Genomic DNA, 22,670 nt, shown 5'->3' with positions numbered 1-22,670 from the left:
GATATCGCACTGCGTAGCGAGTCTCTAACTATCAGTGGCCGATCTTCTCGGTCGCTTTCCTCCCGAACACCCCCTCAGCGGTCTCCTCGGGGACCGCTGAGGGACCTCCTTCAGCTCCCGAAGAACCATCCGGGACCACCTCCCGGAAGAATCACCGAAAGAGAGGGTCGGCCATGGCCTCATGGCGCATTTCAGGGTCCCGCGCCCTGCTGACAGCGGGCGTCGCCCTGAGCGCGGTGCTCACCGCCACACTCCCCGCTCAGGCCGCCCACGCACCCGGCGGTGTCGACGACTGGGGAACCGTCGTGGACACCAAGGACTGCGTGCAGGCCGACGCCTGGGTGGTGCGGGTGAAGGGTCTCGGCAAGATTCTCGACGCCAAGCTCTTCCAGTCCCACTACCCGATCACCCCGCAGGCGCCCAAGCAGCACGCCGGCGGCAAGGAGCTCGTCAACCTGTCCCCGATGGGTATCGGCCTCGGCAAGATCTCGGCGCTCTACTCCCGTGCGATGGGCCACGCCCACCCGGCGTCGACCTCCGGCGGACACGACATCCCGGCGCGCGGTGAGGTGTACGCGGACGCCGGCGGCGCCTCGGTCGACATCGGCCTGCCGTACATCGCCAACCCGGCGGGCGGCACGCAGCTCTCGCCGTTCGGTGTGCACGTCGAGGGCATCACGGTCTCCGCCTACTCGCAGCCCGCCAAGCCCGTCGCCTTCACGGGCGGCGCCGCGCGCGGCTACATCTCGGTGGCGGGTGCCCGGATCATCGATATCCCGCCGATCTGGGCGGTCAACCTCGGTGTCCGCATCCCCGAGGACTACACCCAGGCCCCGCTCGCCCTCGCCACCACCAACGAGCAGGTCACGACGGACATCAAGGGCAACCCGACCAAGGGCCCGAACGGCGCGTACAAGTACGACCCGAAGTCCACCAGCGGTTACGTCAACGGCATCCACGCGAGCGTGCTCGGCACGGAAGTCGCGGACGTGACGGTCGCCCACGCCGCGGTGCTCCGCGACCCGAAGGTCACCGACCAGTTCGCGCCGAAGCTGCCCGTCAGGGCCGAGTCGCGTGCGGACTCGGACCGTGCGGCCGCGCCGGCCCGCCCGGCCTCGAAGGCCTGCGCCCCGTTCGCCCCGCCGCGTGCGGCGGCCGGCGGCATGCAGGACATGTCCTCCTGCTGGTAGTCCATCGGTTCCGAGACCTGACCGGCGGTCAGTGAAGCCGTCTGCCGTACGCCGAACGAGCGTACGGCAGGCGGCTTTTCGCGTGCGGTACGCCGGTGGGCGCGGGGCCGGGGCAAGGCTGAGGCCAGCCCTGACGGCTGGCCTCGCCGGGCCACCCGTACCACCGCCCGAAGGAGAACCCGTGGCCGCACCACCCCACCGCGCACGGCGCACCGCCGCACTCGCCGCCCTCGCTGCGCTGATCCTGCCCGCACTCGGCTGCGGCGAGAAGGCGCAGAACATCCCCGTGGTGAAGGGAGAGTTCGGCAGCCGTCCCGAGGTCGCGATGCCCACGTATCCGCCGCCGAAGGAGGCGCGGATGAAGGTGCTCGCCGAGGGGGACGGGCCGGTGACGCGCAAGGGCCAGGTGATCGTCACCGATGTGGACATCCGGATCTGGGAGAGCGGCCGCGCCCTGATGGACACGTACCGCCTGGAGCAGCCCACGACCGCGGTGCTCGACGGCCAGCACGTCTCGCGTACTTGGGACCAGGCCCTGATCGGCCGCAAGGCGGGCAGCCGGGTGCTGCTCGTCTCGCCCGCGACGCACGGGTTCGGGCCGCACGGCATGGCGCCCGCGCAGGTCACGCCGACCGACCACATGGTCCTGGTCTTCGACGTGATCGGCGGTTACGACCCCAAGGCGCAGGCGGCGGGGCCGGGCAAGTGGCCCGCGAGCGGGGGCTTTCCCTCGGTGGAGGTGAAGGCGCCGGGCGCCGAGCCGGTCATGGGGGACTTCGGCGCGGAGCCGAGGGACGTGGGGGTGCGCGTCCTGAACGAGGGCAAGGGTCCCGTGGTCAAGGCCGGGTCCAGCGTCGTGATGCAGTACACGGGTGTGGTGTGGGGGACGAAGTCGCCGTTCAACTCCACGTATCTGCGCAACGGTCCCAACGGGTTCGTGATGAAGGACGCGGCGATGCTGCCCGGGTGGTTCGAGGCACTCGAGGGCAAGCGCGTCGGCAGCCGTCTCCTCGTGACGGTGCCGGGGAACGAGCGGCCCGGGTTCACGCACACCAAGGGAGCGCTCGGTATGCCGAAGGACAAGTCGGCGGCCTATGTGCTCGACGTGGTGGACACGCGCCCGCGCTGACCTTCACGGCGAACGCGTCCACAGGCTGTGGACACAGAACGCAGCACCGCGGCCCGGAGGCAACTCGCCTCCGGGCCGCGGGTGTTCACTGCTCCTGCGGGTGGATCACACCTCGCACTGGGCGGCACGCGTGGTGCCGGCCAGCCAGCCACCGCAGTCGATCAGCTGGTCCGCGTTCTCCTTCACCACGAAGGTGTCGAAGACGCGGTTGCCGCTGTTCGGGTCGCCGGGGGTGGACAGGTCCGTCCAACCCTCCAGCTGACCGCTCGCGTTCGCGTCGACCTTGGTGTCGATCGTGATCGTCGGGGCCTGCTTGCCCGGCTCGATCACGGCGTCACGCTGGCAGGTCACGGTGCGGCCGACGATGGCGCACTGCCAGCCGTCGCCCGCGGCCTTGACCGGGGTGACGCCCTCGGGGAAGGTGCGCGACACCGTCGTGCGACCGGTGGTCGGACCCGCCTCGGCGGCGTTGGACACGTCGACGGTGAACTGGGCGGGCTTGCCCGCGATCACATCGCCCTTGGGCTTGACGACGACGCTCAGCTGCGGGTCCTTGGCGGGAGCCGGCTTGACGTCGGTGGTGTCCTTGACCGGACCCGTGCCCTTGCCGCCGGAGGTCGCCTCGGTGGTGCCCTCGAGCGGGCCCTTGGCGCCGTCGTCGACCTGGGTGCCGATCGAGATGGGCGGGTAGGCGTTGCCCGGGTTCAGGACGTCGGCACCGACACCGGGACGGGTGCAGGTGACGGTCTGACCGTCGATCTTGCAGGTCCAGCCCTCACCGACCGCGTTGATCGGCTTGATGCCCGCCGGGAAGGTACGGACGACCTTGACCTCGCCGTTGGTCGCACCCGCGTCGGGCTTGTTGGACACGTCGATCTGGTAGACGGCCGGGGAGCCGCCGACGACCTCGCCGACCGGCTTGGTCACGACGACGAGTGCCGGGTCCTTGGCCGGGGTCACGGTGAAGCTGCTGGTGTCGGGCACCCGCGGGGTCGAACCGGGCGTCGTGGCCTGCGAGGTGATCGTCTTGTCACCCTTGGCGTCGGCCGCGACCTCGGTCTTCACCTTGACCGGCGGGTAGGAGTGGTCGGGCTCCAGCGCGTCGGCTCCGGTGCCGGGACGCTTGCAGGTGACCGTCTGACCGGAGATCGTGCACTTCCAGCCGTCACCGGAGGCCGCGACGGGCTTGACGCCCTCGGGGAAGATCTGGGTGGTGACGACCTCACCGGTGGTGGGACCGGCCAGCTTGTCGTTGCTGGTGATCATCTCGAACTCGACGGGCTCACCCGCGTTGACCGGGCCCTTGGGCTTGACGTCGGTCGACAGGTTCGGGGCCAGGGTCTCGATCTTGCCGTTCCACACCTCGTGGATGGCCGTCGAGGCACCGGTGCTGGCCGCAATGCCGATGCGCAGCGAGTCCGGCACCGGGGGCTGGCCCTTGATCTCGTCGAGGTCGACCGGCTCGATGACCTCGCGGACGGGACGCCCGTCGTGGAAGTCGATGGAGACCTTCATGACGCCCTCGTGGGAGAGCTCGATGATGGCCGTGCGCCGTGCGTCGGCGCGGTTCGTGGCGCCCGAGGGGGCCAGCAGACGGCTGGACTTGTACGTGGCCACCAGCGGGTTCTTCACACCCACCGCACCGCGGACGGTGATCGAGTTCGGCGTACGGCCGTCGGTGCCGCCCGCCGCGTCGAACTTGTTGGAGGTGAAGTTGCCGTAGACATCGAGGCCGATGCCGAGGTAACCACCCGTGATGCCCACGTAGCCCAGGCCGGCACCGTTCTTGCCCGACTTGAGCGGCATCTCGGCCTTGCCGTCGAGCAGCATCAGGGAGATGCCGTCGGCGGGGCTGTTCGGCCGGCTCGGGCTGTAGATGCCGAAGTCGACGCTGAACTTCATGCCCGCGCGGGCCGGGATCGCCCGCCGCGAGATCACATAGCCGTTCTGATTCGTCGCGTTCGTGGTCAGGCGGAGCGCACCCTGCCCGACGGGATCGCCGACGGGCTTCTGGCACTTCCTGAGCGGGCCCTCCGCGCCGGTGGCCGCCGTGAGGCAGGCGAACCCGGTCGGGTCACCCTCCGTGTACGGACCGCCGTACCACTTCGTCTCGTCGACCGAGGCGCCGGTGAACGCTTCGCCGGCGATCTCCTCCGCCGACGCCGAGAGCGGCGCCGCAAGGGAGAGCCCGAGGGCCACCGCGGTGGCCAGTCCGAGCGGGGCCGTCAGGCGGGTCCGCAGCGGACCCGCCTTCCGACCGCGACTGTGTCCGATTTCCGTCATAAGGGTGCCTCCTCGGGCGCACCACGCCCTGCACGGGACCTGATGATGACGTCCTGTATGCAGTTGATTGCACACAGTGACCGATTTTCGATCATCAGAACACCGGCCGCGAGGCGCCGCGATCGGCGAAGCCCATGCGGGTGACGGGGTTTTGCGCGCCGACCTGCGGGCCTTGTGGCGGCTACGGAGCGTGAGGGATACGGGGCGGCGGGGTCTCAGCGTCGCGCGGAGGGAGCCTCGAGACCGAGCATCCGGTCCTTGAGCGCCGGGAACTGCTCCCGCGTGGCCGCCACGCGGGAGGGATCGAACTCCACGCGCAGCACCTCCTCGTCGGCACCCGCTTCGGCGAGCACCTCGCCCCACGGGTCCACGGCGATCGAGTGCCCGGCCTGCGGGACGCCCGCATGGGTGCCGGCCGTGCCGACAGCGAGCACGAAGCACTGGTTCTCCACGGCCCGCGCCTGCGCGAGCAGCGTCCAGTGGGCACGGCGGCGCTCGGGCCACCCGGCCGAGACGATCAAGGTTTCCGCGCCCCGGTCGACGAGGGTCCGGTACAGCTCGGGGAAGCGGAGGTCGTAGCAGGTGGTCACGCCGAGCGTGGACTGCGGATGCGCGACGGTCACGGGCTGTTCGCCCGCGCCCATCAGCACGGCCTCGCCCTTGTCGAAGCCGAAACGGTGGATCTTGCGGTACGTGGCCGCGAGCTCGCCCTCGGGCGAGAAGACGAGGGCCGTGTTGTAGAGCGTGCCGTCCGCCGTGTGCTCCACGACCGAACCCGCGTGCAGCCAGACCGCCGCGTCCGCGGCCACCTTCGCCATCGCCTCGCACGTCGGCCCGTCGAGCGACTCGGCCTCCTGCGCGAAGAGTTCGTACGCGAAGGCCCCGGTCGGCCACAGCTCGGGCAGCACGACCAGATCGGCGCCCGCTTCCGCACGAACCAGCGAACTCACGCGTTCCCGGCGGGAATTGACCGATTCATCCGGGTTTACAGCGATCTGGATGAGCGAGGCGCGCACACTACCACCGTCCTGGCATTCGAACCGGTGGGCCCGGGTCAATCAGGACCTACGATCGTCACTCGAAAGCACTGCAAGGGGCCCTCGTGGCAGCGTAACTTAAGGGCGCGAGAGCCTCCCCCGTACGCCGTCGCCGAGCCCGCGCACCCGAACCGCCCGAGGGGTCCCGTCCTGTGAGTCTCCATCCCAGCCTTCAGTCCTACGCCGACGCCTGGACCCACTCCGTGGAAGCGATATCCGAGCTGGTGCAGCCCCTCGCGGAGGGCGAGTGGAACTGGGCGACCCCGTGCCCCGGCTGGTCCGTGCGCGATGTCGTCTCCCATGTCATAGGCGTCGACTGCGAGATGCTCGGCGACCCCCGGCCCATCCACACGCTGCCGCGCGACCTGTACCACGTACAGACGGAGTCGCAGCGGTACACGGAGATGCAGGTCGATGTGCGCCGGCACCACACGGCGCCCGAGATGACCGCCGAGCTGGAGTACACGATCATCCGCCGCTCGCGGCAGCTGCGGAACGAGACGCGGGACCCCGGCACCAAGGTGCGCGGTCCGCGCGGCACCGAGGAGACGCTCGAAGAGGCCATGCGGCGGCGCGCGTTCGACATCTGGGTGCACGAGCAGGACCTGCGGACCGCGCTGCGCAAGCCCGGCAACCTCGACTCCCCCGGCGCGCTCGTCGCCCGGGACCGGCTGCTCTCCGAACTGCCCAGGGTGGTCGCCAAGGAGGCCGGTGCGCCTGCCAGTTCGGCCGTCGTCTTCGACGTGCACGGCCCCGTCGACTTCCTTCGTACGGTACGGATCGACGCCGACGGCCACGGCACCGTCGACGGCGCGCCCTCGCTCGGTCCCGCGGTGACGCTCGCGCTGGACTGGGAGACCTTCTTCAAGCTGGCCTGCGGACGCGTGAAGCCCGCCGCGGTCGCCGACCGCATCAAGGTCGAGGGCGATCACGCCCTGGCCCAGGCGATCCTCGACAACTTCGCCGTGACTCCGTAAGCCTTCATCTCCTCCCGCAGGCACTGCGGGAGGTCTCACGCCGGTACGTGCACGGCCTCCACGCGGCTGGCCACGAGCCGCTCCCGCTCGCGGCGGGCGGCGTGCCGGCGCAGGCGCAGGATCTGGGAGACGCCCAGGGCTTCCAGGACGAAGATCGAGCAGAACGCGATCCGGTAGTTGTCGCCGGTCGCGTCGAGCAGCACGCCGACCGCGAGCAGGGTGACGATCGAGGCGACGAAGCCTCCCATGTTGGTCACCCCCGCGGCGGTGCCCTGGCGTTCGGGCGGGTTGGCCGGGCGGGAGAAGTCGAAGCCGATCATCGAGGCGGGTCCGCAGGTGCCGAGCACAGCGCACAGCAGCACGAGCAGCCACATCGGGGCCGCGCCGGGGTGGAGGACGACGGCAGTCCACACCAGCGCGGTCGCACCGATGCTGCTCAGGGCGAGCGGTGCCCGCGCCGTGTGATGACGGCCGATGATCTGGCCGTAGACGAGCCCGATGGTCATGCTCGAAAGCACGGTGACGGTGAGCAGTTCACCGGCGGTGGTCCGGCTCAGGCCCTGTCCTTCGACCAGGAAGGGCATGCCCCAAAGGAGCGTGAAGACCATCATCGGGAACTGCGTGGTGAAGTGCACCCACAGGCCGAGCCGCGTGCCGGGTTCCCGCCACGAGGCGGCGATCTGGCCGCGTACGAAGGCGAATCCCTGGGGACCCGAAGGCTTCACCGGCTCCGGGGCGTGGCCCTCGGGGTGGTCCTTGAGGAAGAGCGTCATCAGGACGAGCACGACCACACCGGCAAGGGAGCTGCCGACGAACGCGGCGGTCCAGCCGACGCCGTGCAGGAGCCGGGCGAGCAGCAGGGTGGAGACGAGGTTGCCGCCCATGCCGATCAGTCCGGCGAGCTGGGCGACCAGGGGGCCGCGGCGGGCGGGGAACCAGCGGGTGCCCAGGCGCAGCACGCTGATGAAGGTCATCGCGTCACCGCAGCCGAGCAGGGCGCGGGCCGCGAGCGCCATCCCGTACGAGGGCGCGAGGGCGAAGGACAACTGGCCCAGCGTGAAAAGGACGGCGCCGATCGTCAGGACCTTCTTGGTGCCGAGGCGGTCGACGAGCAGGCCGACGGGTATCTGCATGCCCGCGTACACCAGGAGCTGCAGGATCGAGAAGGTCGACAGGGCGCTCGCGCCCACGTCGAAGCGCTCGGCGGCATCGAGGCCCGCGACACCGAGCGAGGTGCGGAAGATGACGGCGACGAAGTAGACGGCGACGCCGATCGACCAGACCAGGACGGCCTTCCTGCCGCCGGGCGGATCGCCTGGCAGCCGGACGGCGGCAGCGCTCATCGTGCTTCTCCGCGAGCGAGCGTGTGGAACCAGCCGATGTGCCGGTGGATCACGGCGACCGCACGGTCCGCGTCCCCGGCGCGCAGCGCGTCGAGGATCTCGCCATGCTCGCCGAGCGTCTTGGCGGTGCGGTCGGGATGGGAGTGCATCACGGCGATGCCCATCCTCAACTGCCGGTCGCGCAGCTGGTCGTAGAGCCGGGAGAGGATCGCGTTGCCCCCGCTGCGCACGATCTCGGCGTGGAAGCAGCGGTCGGAGTGCGCGGCGGCCGTGTAGTCCCCGGCCGCGGCCTGCTCCCGCTGCTCCCCGAGCAGCTCCTCCAGACGCGCGAGCAGACGCGGCGACGCGGGCACGGCCTTGCGCACCGCGTGCTCCTCGACGAGCAGCCGCGTCTCCACCACATCGGCGATCTCCTGCGCCGACACGGGAAGGACCAGGGCGCCCTTCTTCGGGTACAGCTTGAGCAGTCCCTCGACCTCCAGCTTGAGCAGCGCCTCTCGTACGGGGGTGCGCGAGACGCCGACGTCGGCGGCGAGCTCTCCTTCGGTGAGCAGGGTGCCGCCCTCGTAACGCCGTTCCAGGACCGCCTGCTTGACGTGCTGGTAGACGCGCTCGGCGGCGGGTGGCTGCTTGAGGGGGACGGGGGCGGGGGCGGGCGCTGCGGGCATGCGCACAGCTTAGATACAACACGTACGCAAGCCGAGGCCGGGTCCACGATGCGGGACACGGCACGAGACCGTCGGGCCCTTCGCCACTCTCCTGTGCACCTCCGGTGAAACCTGTGCCCATCCGGTGCAACCTCCCGGCCGTTTCAGGTGTCTCATCAGTGCGCACCCGCTCAAGGGGCGGCGCCTTAGGGGCATTTGGAGCATTCAACTTGAAGATTCGCATAGCGGGCACTGCTGTTCTCATCGCGGGAACCATGCTCACCAGCGGAGTCGTGACCACCTCCGCGCAGGCCGCCACCCTGCCCACCCCGTCGATCGCCGCCAAGGGCGGCTATGTGATGAACAACGGGACCGGCAAGAGCCTGTACGCCAAGGGCGCGGACACCCGCCGGTCCACCGGGTCCACCACCAAGATCATGACGGCCAAGGTGGTCCTGGCCACGAAGAACCTGAACCTGGACTCCAAGGTCACGGTCCAGAAGGCGTACAGCGACTACATCGTCAGGAACGGCGCCTCGTCGGCCCGCCTCATCGTGGGCGACAAGGTGACCGTCCGCCAGCTCCTGTACGGGCTGATGCTCCCGTCCGGGTGCGATGCCGCGTACGCGCTCGCGGACAAGTTCGGCACGGGCACCACGCGTGCCGCCCGGGTGAAGTCCTTCATCGGCAAGATGAACAAGACCGCCAAGGACATGGGTCTGAGGAACACCCACTTCGACTCCTTCGACGGCATCGGCAACGGCGCGAACTACTCGACGCCCCGCGACCTCACGAAGATCGCCTCGTCCGCGATGAAGAGCTCGACCTTCCGCGCGATCGTGAAGACCAAGTCGACCAAGCAGAAGGTCACGACGAAGTCCGGCGGCTACCGCTACATGTCGTGGTCCAACACGAACACCCTGCTCGGCAGCTACAACGGAGCCATCGGCGTCAAGACGGGCTCGGGTCCGGAGGCCGGCTACTGCCTGGTGTTCGCGGCGACGCGCAACGGCAAGACGGTCATCGGCACGGTCCTGAAGTCGACGTCGGTGAACGCGCGCGCTTCCGACGCGAAGAAGCTGATGGACTACGGGTTCAAGAAGTAGCCCTGCGCGTAAGCACCGGCGGGCCGGGCCGTCGCCTCTCAGGAGGCGGCGGGCCGGCCCGCCCTTGCTTGAGGGGGTGGGCGGCTTGCGCATGCTCTACGGCGTGCGCGGCTTGCCCTTGCCGTACAGCCAGACGTCGAAGATCTTCTTCAGCGGCTTGTCCGCGCCCGCTTCCCGCTGGGCCAGCGCCGTGAAGTCCTCGATCGTGGCCGCCTTGCCCCCGTACTCGGCGGCCCAGGTCTTCAGGATCTGCCGGAACTTCCCGTCACCGACGGCCAGCCGGACCTTGTGCAGCACCATCGCGCCCCGGTAGTAGACCGCCGGGCTGAAGAGATCGTCGGGCCCGGCCGGCTTTCCGGGGATCACCTTCCACACGTCGTCGCCCGCGGGCGCCCGGTAGACCGTGTCGAACCACTCCTGGGCCGTGCCGAGCCCGTGCTCCTCGTCCCACATCCACATCGCGTACGTGGCGAAGCCCTCGTTCAGCCAGATCTGCGACCAGTCCGCGAGCCGGACGGAGTTCCCGAACCACTGGTGGGCGTACTCATGGGCCATCACCGTGTCCTCGGGCGCCGTGCCGTAGACGGGCCGGCCCATGGTCTCCAGGGCGACGCCGTTGCCCGGGTCGTGGTCGACGATCGCGCCGGCGAAGTCGACGGGGTAGGGGCCGAAGTGCTTCTCGCCCCACTGCACGAACTCCGGGATCCGGCCGAGGATCTGCCGGGCGTCGGCGGCCTGCCGCGGGTCCACGGCGGTCGTCACGGGCACGCGCTCGCCCTCGTGCGCGAGCGTGAACTTCCCTACGGCCAGGGTGGTCAGATACGGCACGGTGGGGGTCGTGTTGCGCCAGCTGAAGGTGCGCATGCCCTTGTCGGTGGCCGGCTCGACGCCCTCGTAACGTCCGTTGGAGACACCCGTCAGAGCGGCGGGGACGGTGATCCTCGTGTCGTACGTGGCCGGGTCATGGGTCGTGTTGTTGACCGGGTACCAGGTCATCGCGCCGAGCGGCTCGCCCATCACGAAGGCGCCGTCGTCGGTGGGCAGCCAGCCGTCCTTGTGGCCGCCCCTGCCGAGCGCCTTCGGGTTCCCCGAGTACCTCACCTCGACGGTGAACTCCGCGTCGTCGGCGAGGGGTTGGGCGGGAGTGATCGTGAGCTCGGTGCCCTGATGGCTGTACGCGGCCTTCTCTCCGTCCACCGTGACGGCGCCGACCTTCAGCCCCGACAGGTCCAGATTGAAGCGGGAGAGATCCTGCGTGGCCTTCGCCCGCACGGTCGCCGTCCCGGTGAGCACGGTGGCCGTCTTGGGGCGGACGGTCAGATCGAGGGCGTAGTGCAGGGCGTCGTATCCGCCGTTGCCCGCCTGCGGGAAGACGGAGTCGTCGGTGCCGGCCGCACCGGGAGTGCCCGTCGGCTTCGGCTTGGGCTTCTCGGTGTTCTTGGCATCCTGCTGCCGGCCGGACGGCCCGTCCGGCGACCCGGCGCTGCAACCCGCGGCAGCGAGTCCCGCGGCCAGGACCAGGGAGAGGAAAGGTCTTCGCATGCAGGCATCAGACACCAGGGCGAACCGGCTGACCATGGTCGCTGCCGGATCGTGATCCGGCGACCACGCGACTCCCGCTCCCTCCTCCCAGGGCGGCGAACACCACGGCGGCCAGGGCGAGTCCGGCGCCCGCGAAAGTGCCGGCGGTGATCTGCGTATCGCCGTGCGGCAGCAGGAGGTCGAGGGCGAGGGAGCCGATCAGCTGGCCCGTGATGGTGCACAGACCGAGGACCAGGACGCCCAGCTTCTGGACGGTGGCGACCGCGATGGTGATGAACACGATGCCGACCAGGCCGCCGACGTAGAGATACGGCTCGGAGGGCAGCCCGTCCGGGACACCGGCGAACGCGGCGTGCACGAGGAAGGCGGCCAGGAGCGCGGCGGCGCCGGTGGCGAAGTTGAAGAAGGTGCCGGTGTAGGCGGATTCCGCGGTGTTCTTCACATGGCCGTTGACGGCCTGCTGCCAGCTGACGCAGACACCGGCGACGAGGGGGAGAAGCAGCAGCGCGTACGGGAATCCGCCGCCCACCTTGTCGGCCATGGAGATCCCGACGGCGACGAGCACGAGGGCCGCGCCGACGACCCGGCGCCGGGTGGGCTTCTGCGGACCGGCGGGCCCGAGCCCCACCCGGTCGAAGAGCAGACCGCCGCCGACCTGTCCGGCCACGATGGCCACGGTGAAGAGCGCGACGCCGAGGGCCGTGACGGTCAGGCCCTGGGCGAGGACGAAGGTGGCGCCGCCGAAGCCGCCGAGCACCTGCCACCACTTGAGCCGGTGCCCGCGTACGGCCCGCGCCACTTTGCGCACACCGTCGCGGGGTTCGCGCCACGCGAGGAGTCCGAGGGCGAGCACGACGAACCCGGACCCGAACGAGATCACCGCCGCGGCGAACCCGTCCTTGCCGAGCCCGGCGGCCAGCTCCCCGTTGATCCGGGACTGCAGGGCTATGAGGGTCCCGGAGAAGGTGGCGAGAACCACCCAGGGGGCGGTGCTGAGACGCATCGTCGGATCCTTGTGCTTACGGGGGTGCAGGGGCGAGCCCCGGGTGCTGCCGGGGGTGCAGGGGGCGGAGCCCCCGCTGGGGTGCAGGGGGCGGAGCCCCGCCGGGACCTTGCGGGCGAAGCCCACAAAGAACAGACCCCTCCCACTCTGCCATCCGCCCCAGCCGCCCCCGCCCACCCCTGCCCAGGGGGTCTGGGGGCGGAGCCCCTGGTTTCGGGAAGGGGCGGGGTGGGGGAAGAAAAAACCCGCCCACCCCGCCGCACCCGTGGCAAACCCGCAGCCCGGGCCCAGCCAGGGCACTACGCCCAGGTGATCAGCCGCTTCGGCTGCTCGAGGACCGCCGCCACATCGGCGAGGACCTTGGAGCCGAGTTCGCCGTCGACCAGGCGGTGGTCGAAGGACAGGGCCAGCGTCATGACCTGACGCGGCTTGACCTTGCCCTTGTGGACCCACGGCTGGAGCTTGATCGCACCCACCGCGAGGATCGCCGACTCACCGGGGTTGAGGATCGGCGTACCGGTGTCGACACCGAAGACGCCCACGTTGGTGATCGTCACGGTGCCGCCCTGCATCGCCGCCGGCGTCGTCTTGCCCTCACGGGCCGTGGACACCAGCTCGCCGAGCGCGGACGCCAGCTCGGGCAGGGTCTTGTCGTGCGCGTCCTTGATGTTCGGCACGATCAGACCGCGCGGCGTGGCCGCCGCGATGCCCAGGTTTACGTAGTGCTTGAGCACGATCTCCTGGGCGGCCTCGTCCCAGGCGGCGTTGACCTCGGGGTTCCGCTTGATCGCGACGAGCAGCGCCTTCGCGATCAGGAGCAGCGGATTGACCCTGAGGCCCTGCATGTCCTTGTCGGACTTCAGCTCCTCGACCAGCTTCATCGTGCGCGTCACGTCCACCGTCACGAACTCGGTGACATGCGGCGCGGTGAACGCCGAGCCGACCATCGCCGCGGCGGTGGCCTTGCGGACACCCTTCACGGGGATACGGGTCTCACGGGCCCCCGCGACCGGCGCGGCCTGAACCGGCGCCGGAGCAGCGGGAGTTGTTTCACGTGAAACGGGGGCCGCCTCGGGGGCCGGAGCCACCGCGGCGTGCACGTCCTCACGCGTGATGATCCCGTCGGGCCCGCTCGGCGTGACCGTGGCGAGGTCCACGCCCAGGTCCTTGGCCAGCTTGCGCACCGGCGGCTTGGCCAGCGGCTTCGTACCGGCGGCGGGCGCGGAGTACCCGTTCATCTCAGCCTGCACGGCGGCCGCGGCGGGCGAGCCGTAGTACGTGCCCGCGGGCGCGGCCGACTCCTGCGCCGGAACAGCCGGAGCGGCCGGAGCAGCCGGAGCGCCCGCAGCAGCCGAAGCCGACGGAGCCTCGGCACCCTTGCGGGCCCGCCGCTTCGTCGAGCTGGCGGCCACCCCGTATCCGACGAGCACCGGCTGGCGCCCCTCGGGCTGAGCGGCATCGGCGGCGGGCTCGGCCACCGGAGCGGCGGCCTCGGCGGCGGGGGCCTCGGCAGGCGCGGATCCCGGCGCGATGTCCACTGAGATGATCACCTGGCCGACATCGACCGTGGTGCCCTCGGGGAAGCGCAGCTCGTGCACCACACCGTCGTACGGAATGGGCAGCTCGACCGCGGCCTTGGCGGTCTCGACCTCGCAGACGACCTGCCCGTCGGAGACGGTGTCGCCCGCCTTGACGTACCACTTGAGGATTTCGGCCTCGGTGAGTCCTTCGCCGACGTCCGGCATCTTGAACTCGCGGAAGCGGGTGTCAGTCATCGTCGTCACGACCCTCTCCTCAGTACGCCAGCGAGCGGTCGACGGCGTCGAGCACCCGGTCGAGTCCCGGCAGGTACTCCTCCTCGAGCCGCGCCGGCGGATACGGCGCGTGGAAACCGCCGACCCGGAGCACAGGGGACTCGAGGTGGTAGAAGCACCGCTCGGTGATCCGCGCGGCGATCTCCGCACCCGAACCGTAGAAGACGGGCGCCTCGTGGACCACCACAAGACGGCCGGTCTTCTCGACGGAGGCCTGGATCGAGTCGAAGTCGATCGGGGACATCGACCGCAGGTCGAGCACCTCGACGGACTTGCCCTCCTCCTGGGCCGCCGCGGCGGCCTCGAGGCAGACCTTCACCATCGGGCCGTAGCCCACCAGGGTCAGATCGGTGCCCTCGCGGACCGTACGGGCGGCGTGCAGCGGGGCCGGGATGGCCTCCGTGTCGACGTCGCTCTTGTCCCAGTAGCGGCGCTTGGGCTCGAAGTAGATCACCGGGTCGTCGCTCTGGATCGCCTGCTGGAGCATCCAGTAGGCGTCCTGCGAGTTCGACGGGGAGACCACCTTGAGGCCCGCGACATGCGCGAACAGGGCCTCGGGCGACTCGGAGTGGTGCTCGACCGCGCCGATGCCGCCGCCGTACGGAATGCGGATGACGACCGGCAGCTTGACCTTGCCGAGCGAGCGGGCGTGCATCTTGGCGAGCTGCGTGACGATCTGGTCGTACGCGGGGAAGACGAACCCGTCGAACTGGATCTCCACGACCGGGCGGTAGCCACGGAGCGCGAGACCGATCGCGGTGCCGACGATGCCGGACTCCGCGAGCGGGGTGTCGATGACACGGGACTCGCCGAAGTCCTTCTGCAGACCGTCGGTGACACGGAAGACACCGCCGAGCTTGCCGATGTCCTCGCCCATGAGCACGACCTTCGGGTCGTTCTCCAGGGCGGTGCGCAGCGATTCGTTGATCGCCTTGGCGAGGGGGAGCTTCTGTACGGCCATGGTTACTTGCCCTCCCCATCCGCGAAGGACGCCTGGTAAGCCGCGAACTGCGCGCGCTCCTCGTCGACGAGGGCGCTCCCGTCCGCGTAGACATTCTCGAAGATCGCCATCATGTCCGGGTCCTCCATGGACCGGACGGCCTCGCGGACCTGCTTGCCGAAGGCCTCGGACTCCTTCTCCAGATCGGCGAAGAAGGCCTCGTCGGCCAGGCCCTCCGCGAGGAGGTAGGTGCGCAGGCGCAGGATCGGGTCCTTGGCCTCCCAGGCCTCGCGCTCCTCGTCCCTGCGGTACTTCGTCGGGTCGTCGGAGGTGGTGTGGGCACCCATGCGGTACGTGAAGGCCTCGATCAGCATCGGGCCCTCGCCGCGCCGGGCACGGTCGAGCGCGGCGCGCGTGACGGCCAGGACGGCGAGTACGTCATTGCCGTCGACGCGGACACCGGGGAAGCCGAAGCCCTGGGCGCGCTGGTAGAGCGGCACCCGGAACTGCTTCTCGTTGCTCTCGGAGATCGCCCACTGGTTGTTCTGGCAGAAGAAGACCACCGGCGCGTTGTAGACCGCGGCGAAGTTGAAGCCCTCCATCACGTCGCCCTGGCTGGAGGCGCCGTCACCGAAGTACGCGACGACGGCCGAGTCGGCGCCGTCCTTGGTGATGCCCATCGCATAGCCCGTGGCGTGCAGCGCCTGGGAGCCGATGACGATCGTGTACAGGTGGAAGTTGTTGCTGTTGGGGTCCCAGCCGCCGTTGTTCACACCGCGGAACATGCCGAGGAGGTTCTTCGGCTGCACGCCGCGGCACCAGGCGACGCCGTGCTCGCGATACGTGGGAAAGACGTAGTCGTCGTCCTTCGTGGCGCGTCCGGAGCCGATCTGGGCGGCCTCCTGGCCGAGCAGCGAGGGCCACAGACCCAGCTCGCCCTGGCGCTGCAGGGCAATGGCCTCGGCATCGAACTGCCTGGTCAGGACCATGTCCTTGTACAGGCCTCGGAGCTCGTCGGCGCTCAGGTCGATGGCGTAGTCGGGGTGCTCGACGCGCTGGCCCTCGGGGGTCAGCAGCTGAACGAGCTCGGGCTCGGCGGCCTGGGCCTGCGCGGTCTTCGCGGCCTTGGTGGCGGTCTTTCCGCCGGCGCGCTTGCCACCGCTGGTGCGGCGCGGTGTGCGCGCGGCGGTGCTTTCCACGGTCACGTGTACTCCTCCGTCGGTCCGGCCCCCGGGATCGGCCGGGAACCAGTGCGGCTCACCTGTATCCGTACCCGCGCACGGGGTGGGTGCGATCGGGAAAGTCGGGAACAGGCGTGACAGGTGCCCCGGCGAGCGCCCTGTACAAAGCACGTTACCCAGTGCCTCGCATATCTGCGAAACCCCATTTGACCTGCGATTTTGCTTGGATTTCCAAGTAAATCGAGGAATGCGGGAACAACCACTGGTCAGCGCCTTGGAGGGGCCGGAACACCGGCACGTTATCCCGGGCCCCCGGAGCAGCGGAAGAGCCAATGTGTGACACTGACATCGTGCGCGAAGAAGGCAAAATCACAGTTTTCCTCCTCGATGACCACGAAGTGGTCCGACGAGGTGTCCATGAGCTGTTGTCCGTCGAAGCGGACATCGAGGTCGTCGGCGAAGCGGGTACCGCAGCGGACGCCCTGGTCAGGATCCCCGCGACCCGGCCCGACGTGGCCGTGCTCGACGTACGGCTGCCCGACGGCAGCGGTGTCGAGGTGTGCCGCGAGATCCGCTCGCAGAACGAGGACATCAAATGCTTGATGCTCACCTCGTTCGCCGACGACGAGGCCCTTTTCGACGCGATCATGGCCGGTGCGTCCGGCTATGTCCTCAAGGCCATCCGGGGCAATGAGCTCCTGACGGCCGTACGGGACGTGGCCGCCGGAAAGTCGCTGCTCGACCCGGTCGCCACCGCCCGTGTCCTGGAGCGCCTGCGCGACGGCAACAACGCCAAGGGCGACGACCGGCTCTCCAACCTCACCGAGCAGGAGCGCAAGATCCTCGATCTGATCGGCGAGGGTCTGACCAACCGCGCGATCGGCGAGCGTCTGCACCTGGCCGAGAAGACCATCAAGAACTACGTCTCCAGCCTGCTTTCCAAGCTGGGCATGGAACGCCGTTCCCAGGCCGCCGCCTATGTCGCCCGTATGCAGGCGGAAAAGCACTGATAGCGCCGATGCGGGCCGAAAAGCACGGGCGCGGGCACTGACGCGGACTTTATTCGGGACTTACGGCCCCGATGACGAGGGGCGGGTGCCCCTTTCCCGACACCTTGTCCGTACTGGACAGTGGAGTCATGTCCACCGATGAGAACCGCGCCCTCGACCTGCTGTCCCACGTCCCGCACGGGCGTGTGGCCACCAGCATGCGAGCGCTGCCTTTCCTCGCCCTCGCCCGGCACATCGTCGTGGACGGCACGCTGCTGCTCCGTATGCACAAAGGCTTCGGCTACCACCAGGCCTGCATCGGCAGCGTCGTCGCCTATGGCGCCGACAACCTCAACTCCGGCGCGGACGGTCTGTGGTCCGTCCAGCTCGTCGGCCTGTGCGAGGCCATCGAGCCGAGCGTCGAGGAGCTCGAACTCTTCGGACCCGCACCGCACTTCGTGGACGGTGCGCTGTTCGAGCCGGTGTACATGCGCATCCAGCCGCAGGTGGTGACGGTGCACAGCATGAACGGGGCGTACACGCGGCAGCTGCAGCAGGTGCTCTGACATACGGCATACGAGAAGGGGCCGACCCCGGTGTGTGGTCGGCCCCTTCTCGTATGCGCTCAGACCTCGCTCAGCCCTCGGCCGGCGGTTCCGTGCCCGCGTCCGTGGTCGGCGGGTCCTCCGGAGTCGTCGGCGGGTCCTCGGGCTCCGTGGTCGGGTCCTCGGGCTCCGTCGTCGGGTCCTTGGTGGGCGGTTCGGAGGTCGCCGGGTCCGTGGTCGGCGGCTCGGTGGTGGGCGGTGCGGAGGTCTCGCCGTCCGTGGTCTGGTTGCCGCCCGTGCCGCCCGGCTCCGTCTCCTCCTCGGTCGTCGCGTCCTCCGACGGGTCCTTGGACTGCTCCTCGGACTGGCTCGTGGACGGCGAACTCCCGGGATTCTTCGGTTCCTTGCCCTTGTCGGCCTGGCTCAGCGCGTACGCGACACCCGCGATCACGGCGACCACCGCGAGCGCCACGAGCAGCCAGACCTTGCCGCGGCCGCCGCCCCGGTTGCCGTGCCCTTCGAAACCGCCGTCGTCGTAGCCGTCGTTGCCGATGCCGTGCGGAAGCATCGCCGGGATCTGGGACGTGCCGCTGTCGGGGTGCGCCATCCCGGCCGAACCCATGGCCGGGGTGGCGCCGGTCTCGTGCAGCAGCACGGGGCCGGTGTTCCACGTACCGGTGTGGCCGCCCTGCTCCTGGAGCATCTGCAGCGCGTACTGGACGAGTCCGCGCATCTCCTCGGCGCTCTGGAAGCGGTCGTCCGGCTCCTTGGCCAGCGAACGCATCACCAGACCGTCGAGCTCCGGCGGCACCGCGTCCGACATCTCGGACGGCGGGATCGGCATGTCCTGGACGTGCTGGTAGACCACCGAGAGCGGGGTCTCCCCCATGAACGGGGGCCGCAGCGACAGGAGTTCGTAGAGCAGACAGCCCGTCGCGTACAGGTCGGAGCGGTGGTCGACGGCCTTGCCGAGCGCCTGCTCCGGGGAGAGGTACTGGGGCGTGCCCATGACCATGCCGGTCTGCGTCATGGTGTTGGACGCGCCGTGCAGGGCGCGCGCGATGCCGAAGTCCATCACCTTCACCGCACCGGTGTTGGTGATGATCACGTTCGCGGGCTTGATGTCGCGGTGCACGATGCCGTGCTGGTGGCTGTACGCGAGCGCCTCGAGTACACCGGCGACGATGATCAACGCCTGGTCGGGGCCCGGGGCTTCGGCATTCAGCAGCAGATCGCGGATCGTGCGGCCCTCGACGAGCTCCATCACGATGTACGGAATGGTGTTGCCGCCGAAGAACTCCTCGCCGGAGTCGTAGACCGCCACCACCGCATGGTGGTTGAGCCCGGCCACCGACTGCGCCTCGCGCGTGAAGCGGGCCTTGGACACCGGGTCCTCGGCGAGATCGGACCGGAGCAGCTTCACCGCGACGGTGCGCCCCAGACGTACGTCCTCGGCACCGAAGACTTCGGCCATACCGCCACGGCCGAGTCTGTGGGTGAGACGGTAACGACCGTCGCCGACCAACCCTCCGTTACCCCAGAACTCAGGCGTATCCGACATTCCGCCGCCGCCAGTCGCCTCGGGGTCGGACGGGCCCTGAGCGCGCTGCTGGTCCATCAGTCCTCGCCGTCGTTTCCTGTCGTCCTGCTCGCCTTGGCCGTATTCCGCCGCAGTCAGCCACTTGGGGCTGCGCTCAGCCGCATTGATCCGCCACGGTGAACAAATTGCGACGGGGTCGTGCCTACGGTCTCCGTCGAGCCACGCTACAGCCTTTGCGCAGCACGTCGGTTGAGATGGACCGGACATCAAACCCTCAGCGAGGGCCGCTGAGCAAATCCTGTGAGCGGTCCGTAACGCTTACAAGACGGTTCTTGCGCGTACGGTCACGGAACGGGCACCCGGCTTGACGTGTCAGTGCCCTACGGCAGACTTGGCCCGGAAATACAAGGGATCTTCGCGCACTTGGGCGCCTCGGGCGCCGATGGGGGACGTACGGACATGAGCCAGGACGGCGCACACGGCGGCCGGTACACGGGACGGTCCCTCGCGGGCGGCCGCTACCAGCTGCGGGACCTCCTCGGCGAGGGCGGCATGGCCTCCGTGCACCTGGCATACGACGCGACCCTCGACCGGCAGGTGGCCGTCAAGACCCTGCACACCGAGCTGGGCCGTGAGCAGTCCTTCCGCGAGCGCTTCCGGCGCGAGGCGCAGGCCGTGGCCAAGCTCACCCACACCAACATCGTCTCCGTCTTCGACACGGGCGAGGACGTGCTCGACGGCTCGGCGATGCCGTACATCGTCATGGAGTACATCGAGGGCCGGCCGCTCGGCTCGGTGCTCGACGAGGATGTCGCGCGGCTCGGCGCGATGCCCACGGACAAGGCGCTGAAGATCACCGCCGATGTGCTCGCGGCGCTCGAGATCAGCCATGAGATGGGCCTGGTCCACCGCGACATCAAGCCGGGCAACGTGATGATGACCAAGCGCAATGTGGTCAAGGTCATGGACTTCGGCATCGCGCGGGCCATGCAGTCCGGTGTCACGTCCATGACGCAGACCGGCATGGTCGTCGGTACGCCCCAGTACCTCTCGCCGGAGCAGGCGCTCGGCCGCGGTGTGGACGCCCGAAGCGACCTCTACTCGGTCGGCATCATGCTGTTCCAGCTGGTCACCGGCCGGCTGCCGTTCGAGGCGGACTCGCCGCTCGCCATAGCGTATGCGCATGTCCAGGAGGAGCCGGTCGCTCCGTCCTCGATCAACCGCTCGCTGCCGCCGGCGGTGGACGCGCTGGTCGCCCGCGCGCTGAAGAAGAACCCGAACGAGCGCTTCCCGACCGCCGAGGCGATGCGCGACGAGTGTCTGCGCGTGGCCCAGTCCTTCCAGGCCGCGGCCCCTTCGATCGTCCCCGGCGCGCAGACCGCCGCCGGCTCGGGCGTCGGCTCGGCCGTCTTCCCGCCGGTCGGCACGGGCACCCCGGCGCCCGGTCCGGGCAGCGTCCAGCACCCCTACACGCCGAACCCGTACGGCCAGCCGACCCCGGCCCCCGCGTACGGCTATCCGCAGCAGGCCGGCTACCAGACCCCGGCCCCGGCGGCGTACAGCCCGCAGCAGGCCTCGTCGACGCCCCCTCCGTACAACCTCACCCCGCAGAACTCGACGCTCTCCGCGGGCTCGAACGGCGGCGGTGGCGGCAACAAGAACAAGCCGGTCATCATCGGCGCGATCGTGGTGGCCCTGCTCGCGATCGGCGGCCTGATCGCGGCCGTTTCGCTGAACGGCGGCGACAAGGAGCCTGGCGGCAAGCCCTCGGAGTCGGCGGTCGCCGGGCACAAGGGTCCTGACCTGACCAAGAAGATCGACCCGGTGGAGTGCACCGAGCCCGACGAGGGTCAGGACCCGGAGAAGATCAGGGTCCCGAACTTCCGGTACAAGAACCTCGACTCGGTGAAGCAGTGCCTGCAGGACGCCGGCTGGCACTACAGCAAGAGGGATCGCGACGAGAACACCTACGGCAAGGACACGGTGATGGAACAGTATCCAGAGCCGGGTGCCGAGGTCCGCGAGGATGAGCTGAACCTCACGCTTGAGGTCTCGACAGGCAACCCGCCGCAGTAGCAAAGCAGATGGCCAACGTGGACCACGCTTCGAGAATGACATTGACGTGGTCATGACTCCTCCCTTTAGTATGCGTCGCTTCAGGTGCGCAACCAGGGGAGGAAATAATGCGTACTCGGCGGGCCACTATCGCGCTGGCCGCAATCGCGGCTGCCTTCATCATTCCTGCAGTCGCAACGCCGGCCGCCGCCGCACGCGGGAGCTGCGGCACGACCGGCGCGTCGGGCAGCATGACCTTCGACTGGTCCGGCAAGTACCGGATGAACAACCTTGAACTGCGGGTCAAGGACACCCTGGCGGATGGACATCACGTAGCCATTCGCCTTGTAACCCTCCGGTCCGACGGAAGCAGCAAGTACTGGGACTGGCACCGCAACTACAAGGGAGCCGAGATCACCAGCGTCTGGTTCACCTACGCCTACGACACGGGGGGCATCACGAAGGCCCTCATCGAAGTAGCCAGGTTCGAGGGCAGCCAGCTGCTCAACCTGTGCGGTGGCGGCTACGTCGACAACCCGAACTGATGATCCGACCCAACTGAGCTCACCACCTCCGTAGTTGTGCGGGCTCGGCCGGAAAGCGGCCGAGCCCGCAGCAGTTGCTAGAGGTACGGCCCCCCGGAGCGGCCCGCCGCCGGGCCCTCCTCGTCGTCGTGGCCGCCGACTCCCGGGGGAAGTGCGCGGCGCATCTGTTCCAGCTGGGCGCGGGCGGCCATCTGCTGGGCGAACAGCGTGGTCTGGATGCCGTGGAAGAGGCCCTCCAGCCAGCCCACCAACTGGGCCTGCGCGATCCGCAGTTCGGCGTCCGTCGGCGTCGCCTCGTCGGTGAACGGGAGCGAGAGCCGCTCCAGCTCCTCGACCAGCTCGGGCGCGAGACCGTCCTCCAGCTCCTTGACCGAGCTGGTGTGGATCTCCTTCAGGCGCGCGCGGCTCGCCTCGTCCAGAGGTGCCGCCCGTACTTCTTCGAGAAGTTGCTTGATCATGCTGCCGATGCGCATGACCTTGGCGGGCTGCTCGACCATCTCCGTCACCGGGACCTCCCGGGACTCGTCGTCGCCATCGCCTCCGCCGAGAGCCATTCCGTCCTGGCCCACGACCAGGATCTGGGGGTTCTCCGGTGACCTGTCGTTCCTCGGCATCTCCATGCCGCCATTCTCTCGCACACACGACTCACAACACGGTGGTGCCCCCGTTCTACGGAGATCCACCGTGTACGAGGGGGGTGTGCGTGTCGAGGTGCCTGCTCAGCGGGCGTGCGGACGGGCCGAGTGGGCCTGCCGGTCAGCCGCGGCGCAGGGGCGGCCCGCTCAGCCGCGGCGCAGGGGCGGC

19 protein-coding genes are annotated in these 22,670 nt (G+C 69.4%); 8 read left to right on the top strand and 11 right to left on the bottom strand.

Features of this window, described 5'->3' with window-relative positions; genetic code table 11:
- Positions 1 to 173: 173 nt before the first annotated feature.
- A complete protein-coding gene (locus H9Y04_RS17200) occupies positions 174 to 1,190 on the top strand; it encodes a hypothetical protein (protein ID WP_187814752.1) in 1,017 nt (338 codons plus the stop codon).
- A 181-nt stretch (positions 1,191 to 1,371) separates the two neighbouring features.
- Positions 1,372 to 2,319: an FKBP-type peptidyl-prolyl cis-trans isomerase gene (locus H9Y04_RS17195; RefSeq protein ID WP_187814751.1), complete on the top strand. Its 948-nt coding sequence runs from the start codon at positions 1,372 to 1,374 to the stop codon at positions 2,317 to 2,319.
- 105 nt (positions 2,320 to 2,424) lie between these two features.
- Here H9Y04_RS17195 and H9Y04_RS17190 read toward each other — a convergent pair whose 3' ends face one another.
- Together H9Y04_RS17190 and H9Y04_RS17185 are read right to left on the bottom strand one after the other, a co-directional pair.
- Positions 2,425 to 4,602 (bottom strand): L-type lectin family protein, encoded by a 2,178-nt coding sequence (locus H9Y04_RS17190; protein WP_187814750.1) that lies wholly within the window; start codon positions 4,600 to 4,602, stop codon positions 2,425 to 2,427.
- Between the two features lie 215 nt (positions 4,603 to 4,817).
- A complete protein-coding gene (locus tag H9Y04_RS17185) occupies positions 4,818 to 5,618 on the bottom strand; it encodes a carbon-nitrogen family hydrolase (protein ID WP_187814749.1) in 801 nt (266 codons plus the stop codon).
- A gap of 173 nt (positions 5,619 to 5,791) precedes the next feature.
- Here H9Y04_RS17185 and H9Y04_RS17180 point away from each other — a divergent pair, with 173 nt between their 5' ends.
- Complete coding sequence (locus H9Y04_RS17180; RefSeq protein ID WP_187814748.1) at positions 5,792 to 6,616, top strand: maleylpyruvate isomerase family mycothiol-dependent enzyme; 825 nt, start codon at positions 5,792 to 5,794, stop codon at positions 6,614 to 6,616.
- Positions 6,617 to 6,651: 35 nt separating this feature from the next.
- On the opposite strand, the gene H9Y04_RS17175 is transcribed toward H9Y04_RS17180, so the two are convergent.
- Positions 6,652 to 7,959 carry an MFS transporter gene (locus H9Y04_RS17175; RefSeq protein WP_187814747.1) on the bottom strand — a complete coding sequence of 436 codons (1,308 nt, stop codon included), beginning with the start codon at positions 7,957 to 7,959 and terminating at the stop codon, positions 6,652 to 6,654.
- Complete coding sequence (locus tag H9Y04_RS17170; RefSeq protein ID WP_187814746.1) at positions 7,956 to 8,627, bottom strand: GntR family transcriptional regulator; 672 nt, start codon at positions 8,625 to 8,627, stop codon at positions 7,956 to 7,958. Before H9Y04_RS17170 ends, H9Y04_RS17175 begins: the two co-directional genes overlap by 4 nt.
- Positions 8,628 to 8,881: 254 nt before the next feature.
- Between H9Y04_RS17170 and H9Y04_RS17165 the strand changes: the two genes are divergently transcribed.
- A complete protein-coding gene (locus H9Y04_RS17165) occupies positions 8,882 to 9,712 on the top strand; it encodes a D-alanyl-D-alanine carboxypeptidase family protein (RefSeq protein WP_187815095.1) in 831 nt (276 codons plus the stop codon).
- 96 nt (positions 9,713 to 9,808) lie between these two features.
- On the opposite strand, the gene H9Y04_RS17160 is transcribed toward H9Y04_RS17165, so the two are convergent.
- The 5 genes from H9Y04_RS17160 to pdhA form a co-directional block, all read right to left on the bottom strand.
- The gene (locus H9Y04_RS17160) at positions 9,809 to 11,254 is read right to left on the bottom strand and encodes a M1 family metallopeptidase (protein ID WP_187814745.1); all 1,446 of its coding nucleotides are present in this window, start codon (positions 11,252 to 11,254) and stop codon (positions 9,809 to 9,811) included.
- 7 nt (positions 11,255 to 11,261) lie between these two features.
- Complete coding sequence (locus H9Y04_RS17155) at positions 11,262 to 12,257, bottom strand: DMT family transporter (protein ID WP_187814744.1); 996 nt, start codon at positions 12,255 to 12,257, stop codon at positions 11,262 to 11,264.
- Between the two features lie 299 nt (positions 12,258 to 12,556).
- Positions 12,557 to 14,041 carry a dihydrolipoamide acetyltransferase family protein gene (locus H9Y04_RS17150; RefSeq protein WP_187814743.1) on the bottom strand — a complete coding sequence of 495 codons (1,485 nt, stop codon included), beginning with the start codon at positions 14,039 to 14,041 and terminating at the stop codon, positions 12,557 to 12,559.
- Positions 14,042 to 14,051: 10 nt separating this feature from the next.
- Positions 14,052 to 15,032: an alpha-ketoacid dehydrogenase subunit beta gene (locus tag H9Y04_RS17145; RefSeq protein WP_187814742.1), complete on the bottom strand. Its 981-nt coding sequence runs from the start codon at positions 15,030 to 15,032 to the stop codon at positions 14,052 to 14,054.
- 2 nt (positions 15,033 to 15,034) lie between these two features.
- Positions 15,035 to 16,216 (bottom strand): pyruvate dehydrogenase (acetyl-transferring) E1 component subunit alpha, encoded by a 1,182-nt coding sequence (pdhA, locus tag H9Y04_RS17140; protein ID WP_187814741.1) that lies wholly within the window; start codon positions 16,214 to 16,216, stop codon positions 15,035 to 15,037.
- A 326-nt stretch (positions 16,217 to 16,542) separates the two neighbouring features.
- On the opposite strand from pdhA, the gene H9Y04_RS17135 reads away from it, so the two are divergent.
- Both H9Y04_RS17135 and H9Y04_RS17130 read left to right on the top strand, forming a co-directional pair.
- Positions 16,543 to 17,202: a response regulator gene (locus H9Y04_RS17135; RefSeq protein WP_308801006.1), complete on the top strand. Its 660-nt coding sequence runs from the start codon at positions 16,543 to 16,545 to the stop codon at positions 17,200 to 17,202.
- A 128-nt stretch (positions 17,203 to 17,330) separates the two neighbouring features.
- The gene (locus H9Y04_RS17130; RefSeq protein ID WP_187814739.1) at positions 17,331 to 17,747 is read left to right on the top strand and encodes a pyridoxamine 5'-phosphate oxidase family protein; all 417 of its coding nucleotides are present in this window, start codon (positions 17,331 to 17,333) and stop codon (positions 17,745 to 17,747) included.
- A gap of 70 nt (positions 17,748 to 17,817) precedes the next feature.
- Here H9Y04_RS17130 and H9Y04_RS17125 read toward each other — a convergent pair whose 3' ends face one another.
- Positions 17,818 to 19,347, bottom strand: coding sequence for a protein kinase domain-containing protein (locus H9Y04_RS17125; protein ID WP_187815094.1), 1,530 nt, complete (start codon positions 19,345 to 19,347; stop codon positions 17,818 to 17,820).
- A 378-nt stretch (positions 19,348 to 19,725) separates the two neighbouring features.
- Between H9Y04_RS17125 and H9Y04_RS17120 the strand changes: the two genes are divergently transcribed.
- Complete coding sequence (locus tag H9Y04_RS17120) at positions 19,726 to 21,342, top strand: protein kinase domain-containing protein (RefSeq protein ID WP_187814738.1); 1,617 nt, start codon at positions 19,726 to 19,728, stop codon at positions 21,340 to 21,342.
- A gap of 107 nt (positions 21,343 to 21,449) precedes the next feature.
- Entirely contained in the window at positions 21,450 to 21,866 is a 417-nt protein-coding gene (locus H9Y04_RS17115) for a hypothetical protein (RefSeq protein WP_187814737.1), read from the top strand.
- 77 nt (positions 21,867 to 21,943) lie between these two features.
- Here the strand turns inward: H9Y04_RS17115 and H9Y04_RS17110 are convergent, their stop codons facing one another.
- Positions 21,944 to 22,486 carry a bacterial proteasome activator family protein gene (locus H9Y04_RS17110; RefSeq protein ID WP_187814736.1) on the bottom strand — a complete coding sequence of 181 codons (543 nt, stop codon included), beginning with the start codon at positions 22,484 to 22,486 and terminating at the stop codon, positions 21,944 to 21,946.
- Positions 22,487 to 22,670 lie beyond the last annotated feature (184 nt).

The sequence above is a fragment of the Streptomyces polyasparticus genome (assembly GCF_014493765.1).
GTDB lineage: Bacteria > Actinomycetota > Actinomycetes > Streptomycetales > Streptomycetaceae > Streptomyces > Streptomyces polyasparticus.
This window is presented reverse-complemented; position numbering and strand designations above follow the sequence as displayed.

Coding starts and splice junctions, on each gene's coding strand:
- H9Y04_RS17115 (WP_187814737.1), top strand. CDS start 21,450: ATGCGTACTCGGCGGGCCACTATCGCGCTGGCCGCAATCGCGGCTGCC.
- H9Y04_RS17200 (WP_187814752.1), top strand. CDS start 174: ATGGCCTCATGGCGCATTTCAGGGTCCCGCGCCCTGCTGACAGCGGGC.
- H9Y04_RS17130 (WP_187814739.1), top strand. CDS start 17,331: ATGTCCACCGATGAGAACCGCGCCCTCGACCTGCTGTCCCACGTCCCG.
- H9Y04_RS17160 (WP_187814745.1), bottom strand. CDS start 11,254: ATGCGAAGACCTTTCCTCTCCCTGGTCCTGGCCGCGGGACTCGCTGCC.
- H9Y04_RS17190 (WP_187814750.1), bottom strand. CDS start 4,602: ATGACGGAAATCGGACACAGTCGCGGTCGGAAGGCGGGTCCGCTGCGG.
- H9Y04_RS17165 (WP_187815095.1), top strand. CDS start 8,882: ATGCTCACCAGCGGAGTCGTGACCACCTCCGCGCAGGCCGCCACCCTG.
- H9Y04_RS17175 (WP_187814747.1), bottom strand. CDS start 7,959: ATGAGCGCTGCCGCCGTCCGGCTGCCAGGCGATCCGCCCGGCGGCAGG.
- H9Y04_RS17170 (WP_187814746.1), bottom strand. CDS start 8,627: ATGCCCGCAGCGCCCGCCCCCGCCCCCGTCCCCCTCAAGCAGCCACCC.
- H9Y04_RS17155 (WP_187814744.1), bottom strand. CDS start 12,257: ATGCGTCTCAGCACCGCCCCCTGGGTGGTTCTCGCCACCTTCTCCGGG.
- H9Y04_RS17120 (WP_187814738.1), top strand. CDS start 19,726: ATGAGCCAGGACGGCGCACACGGCGGCCGGTACACGGGACGGTCCCTC.
- H9Y04_RS17145 (WP_187814742.1), bottom strand. CDS start 15,032: ATGGCCGTACAGAAGCTCCCCCTCGCCAAGGCGATCAACGAATCGCTG.
- H9Y04_RS17110 (WP_187814736.1), bottom strand. CDS start 22,486: ATGGAGATGCCGAGGAACGACAGGTCACCGGAGAACCCCCAGATCCTG.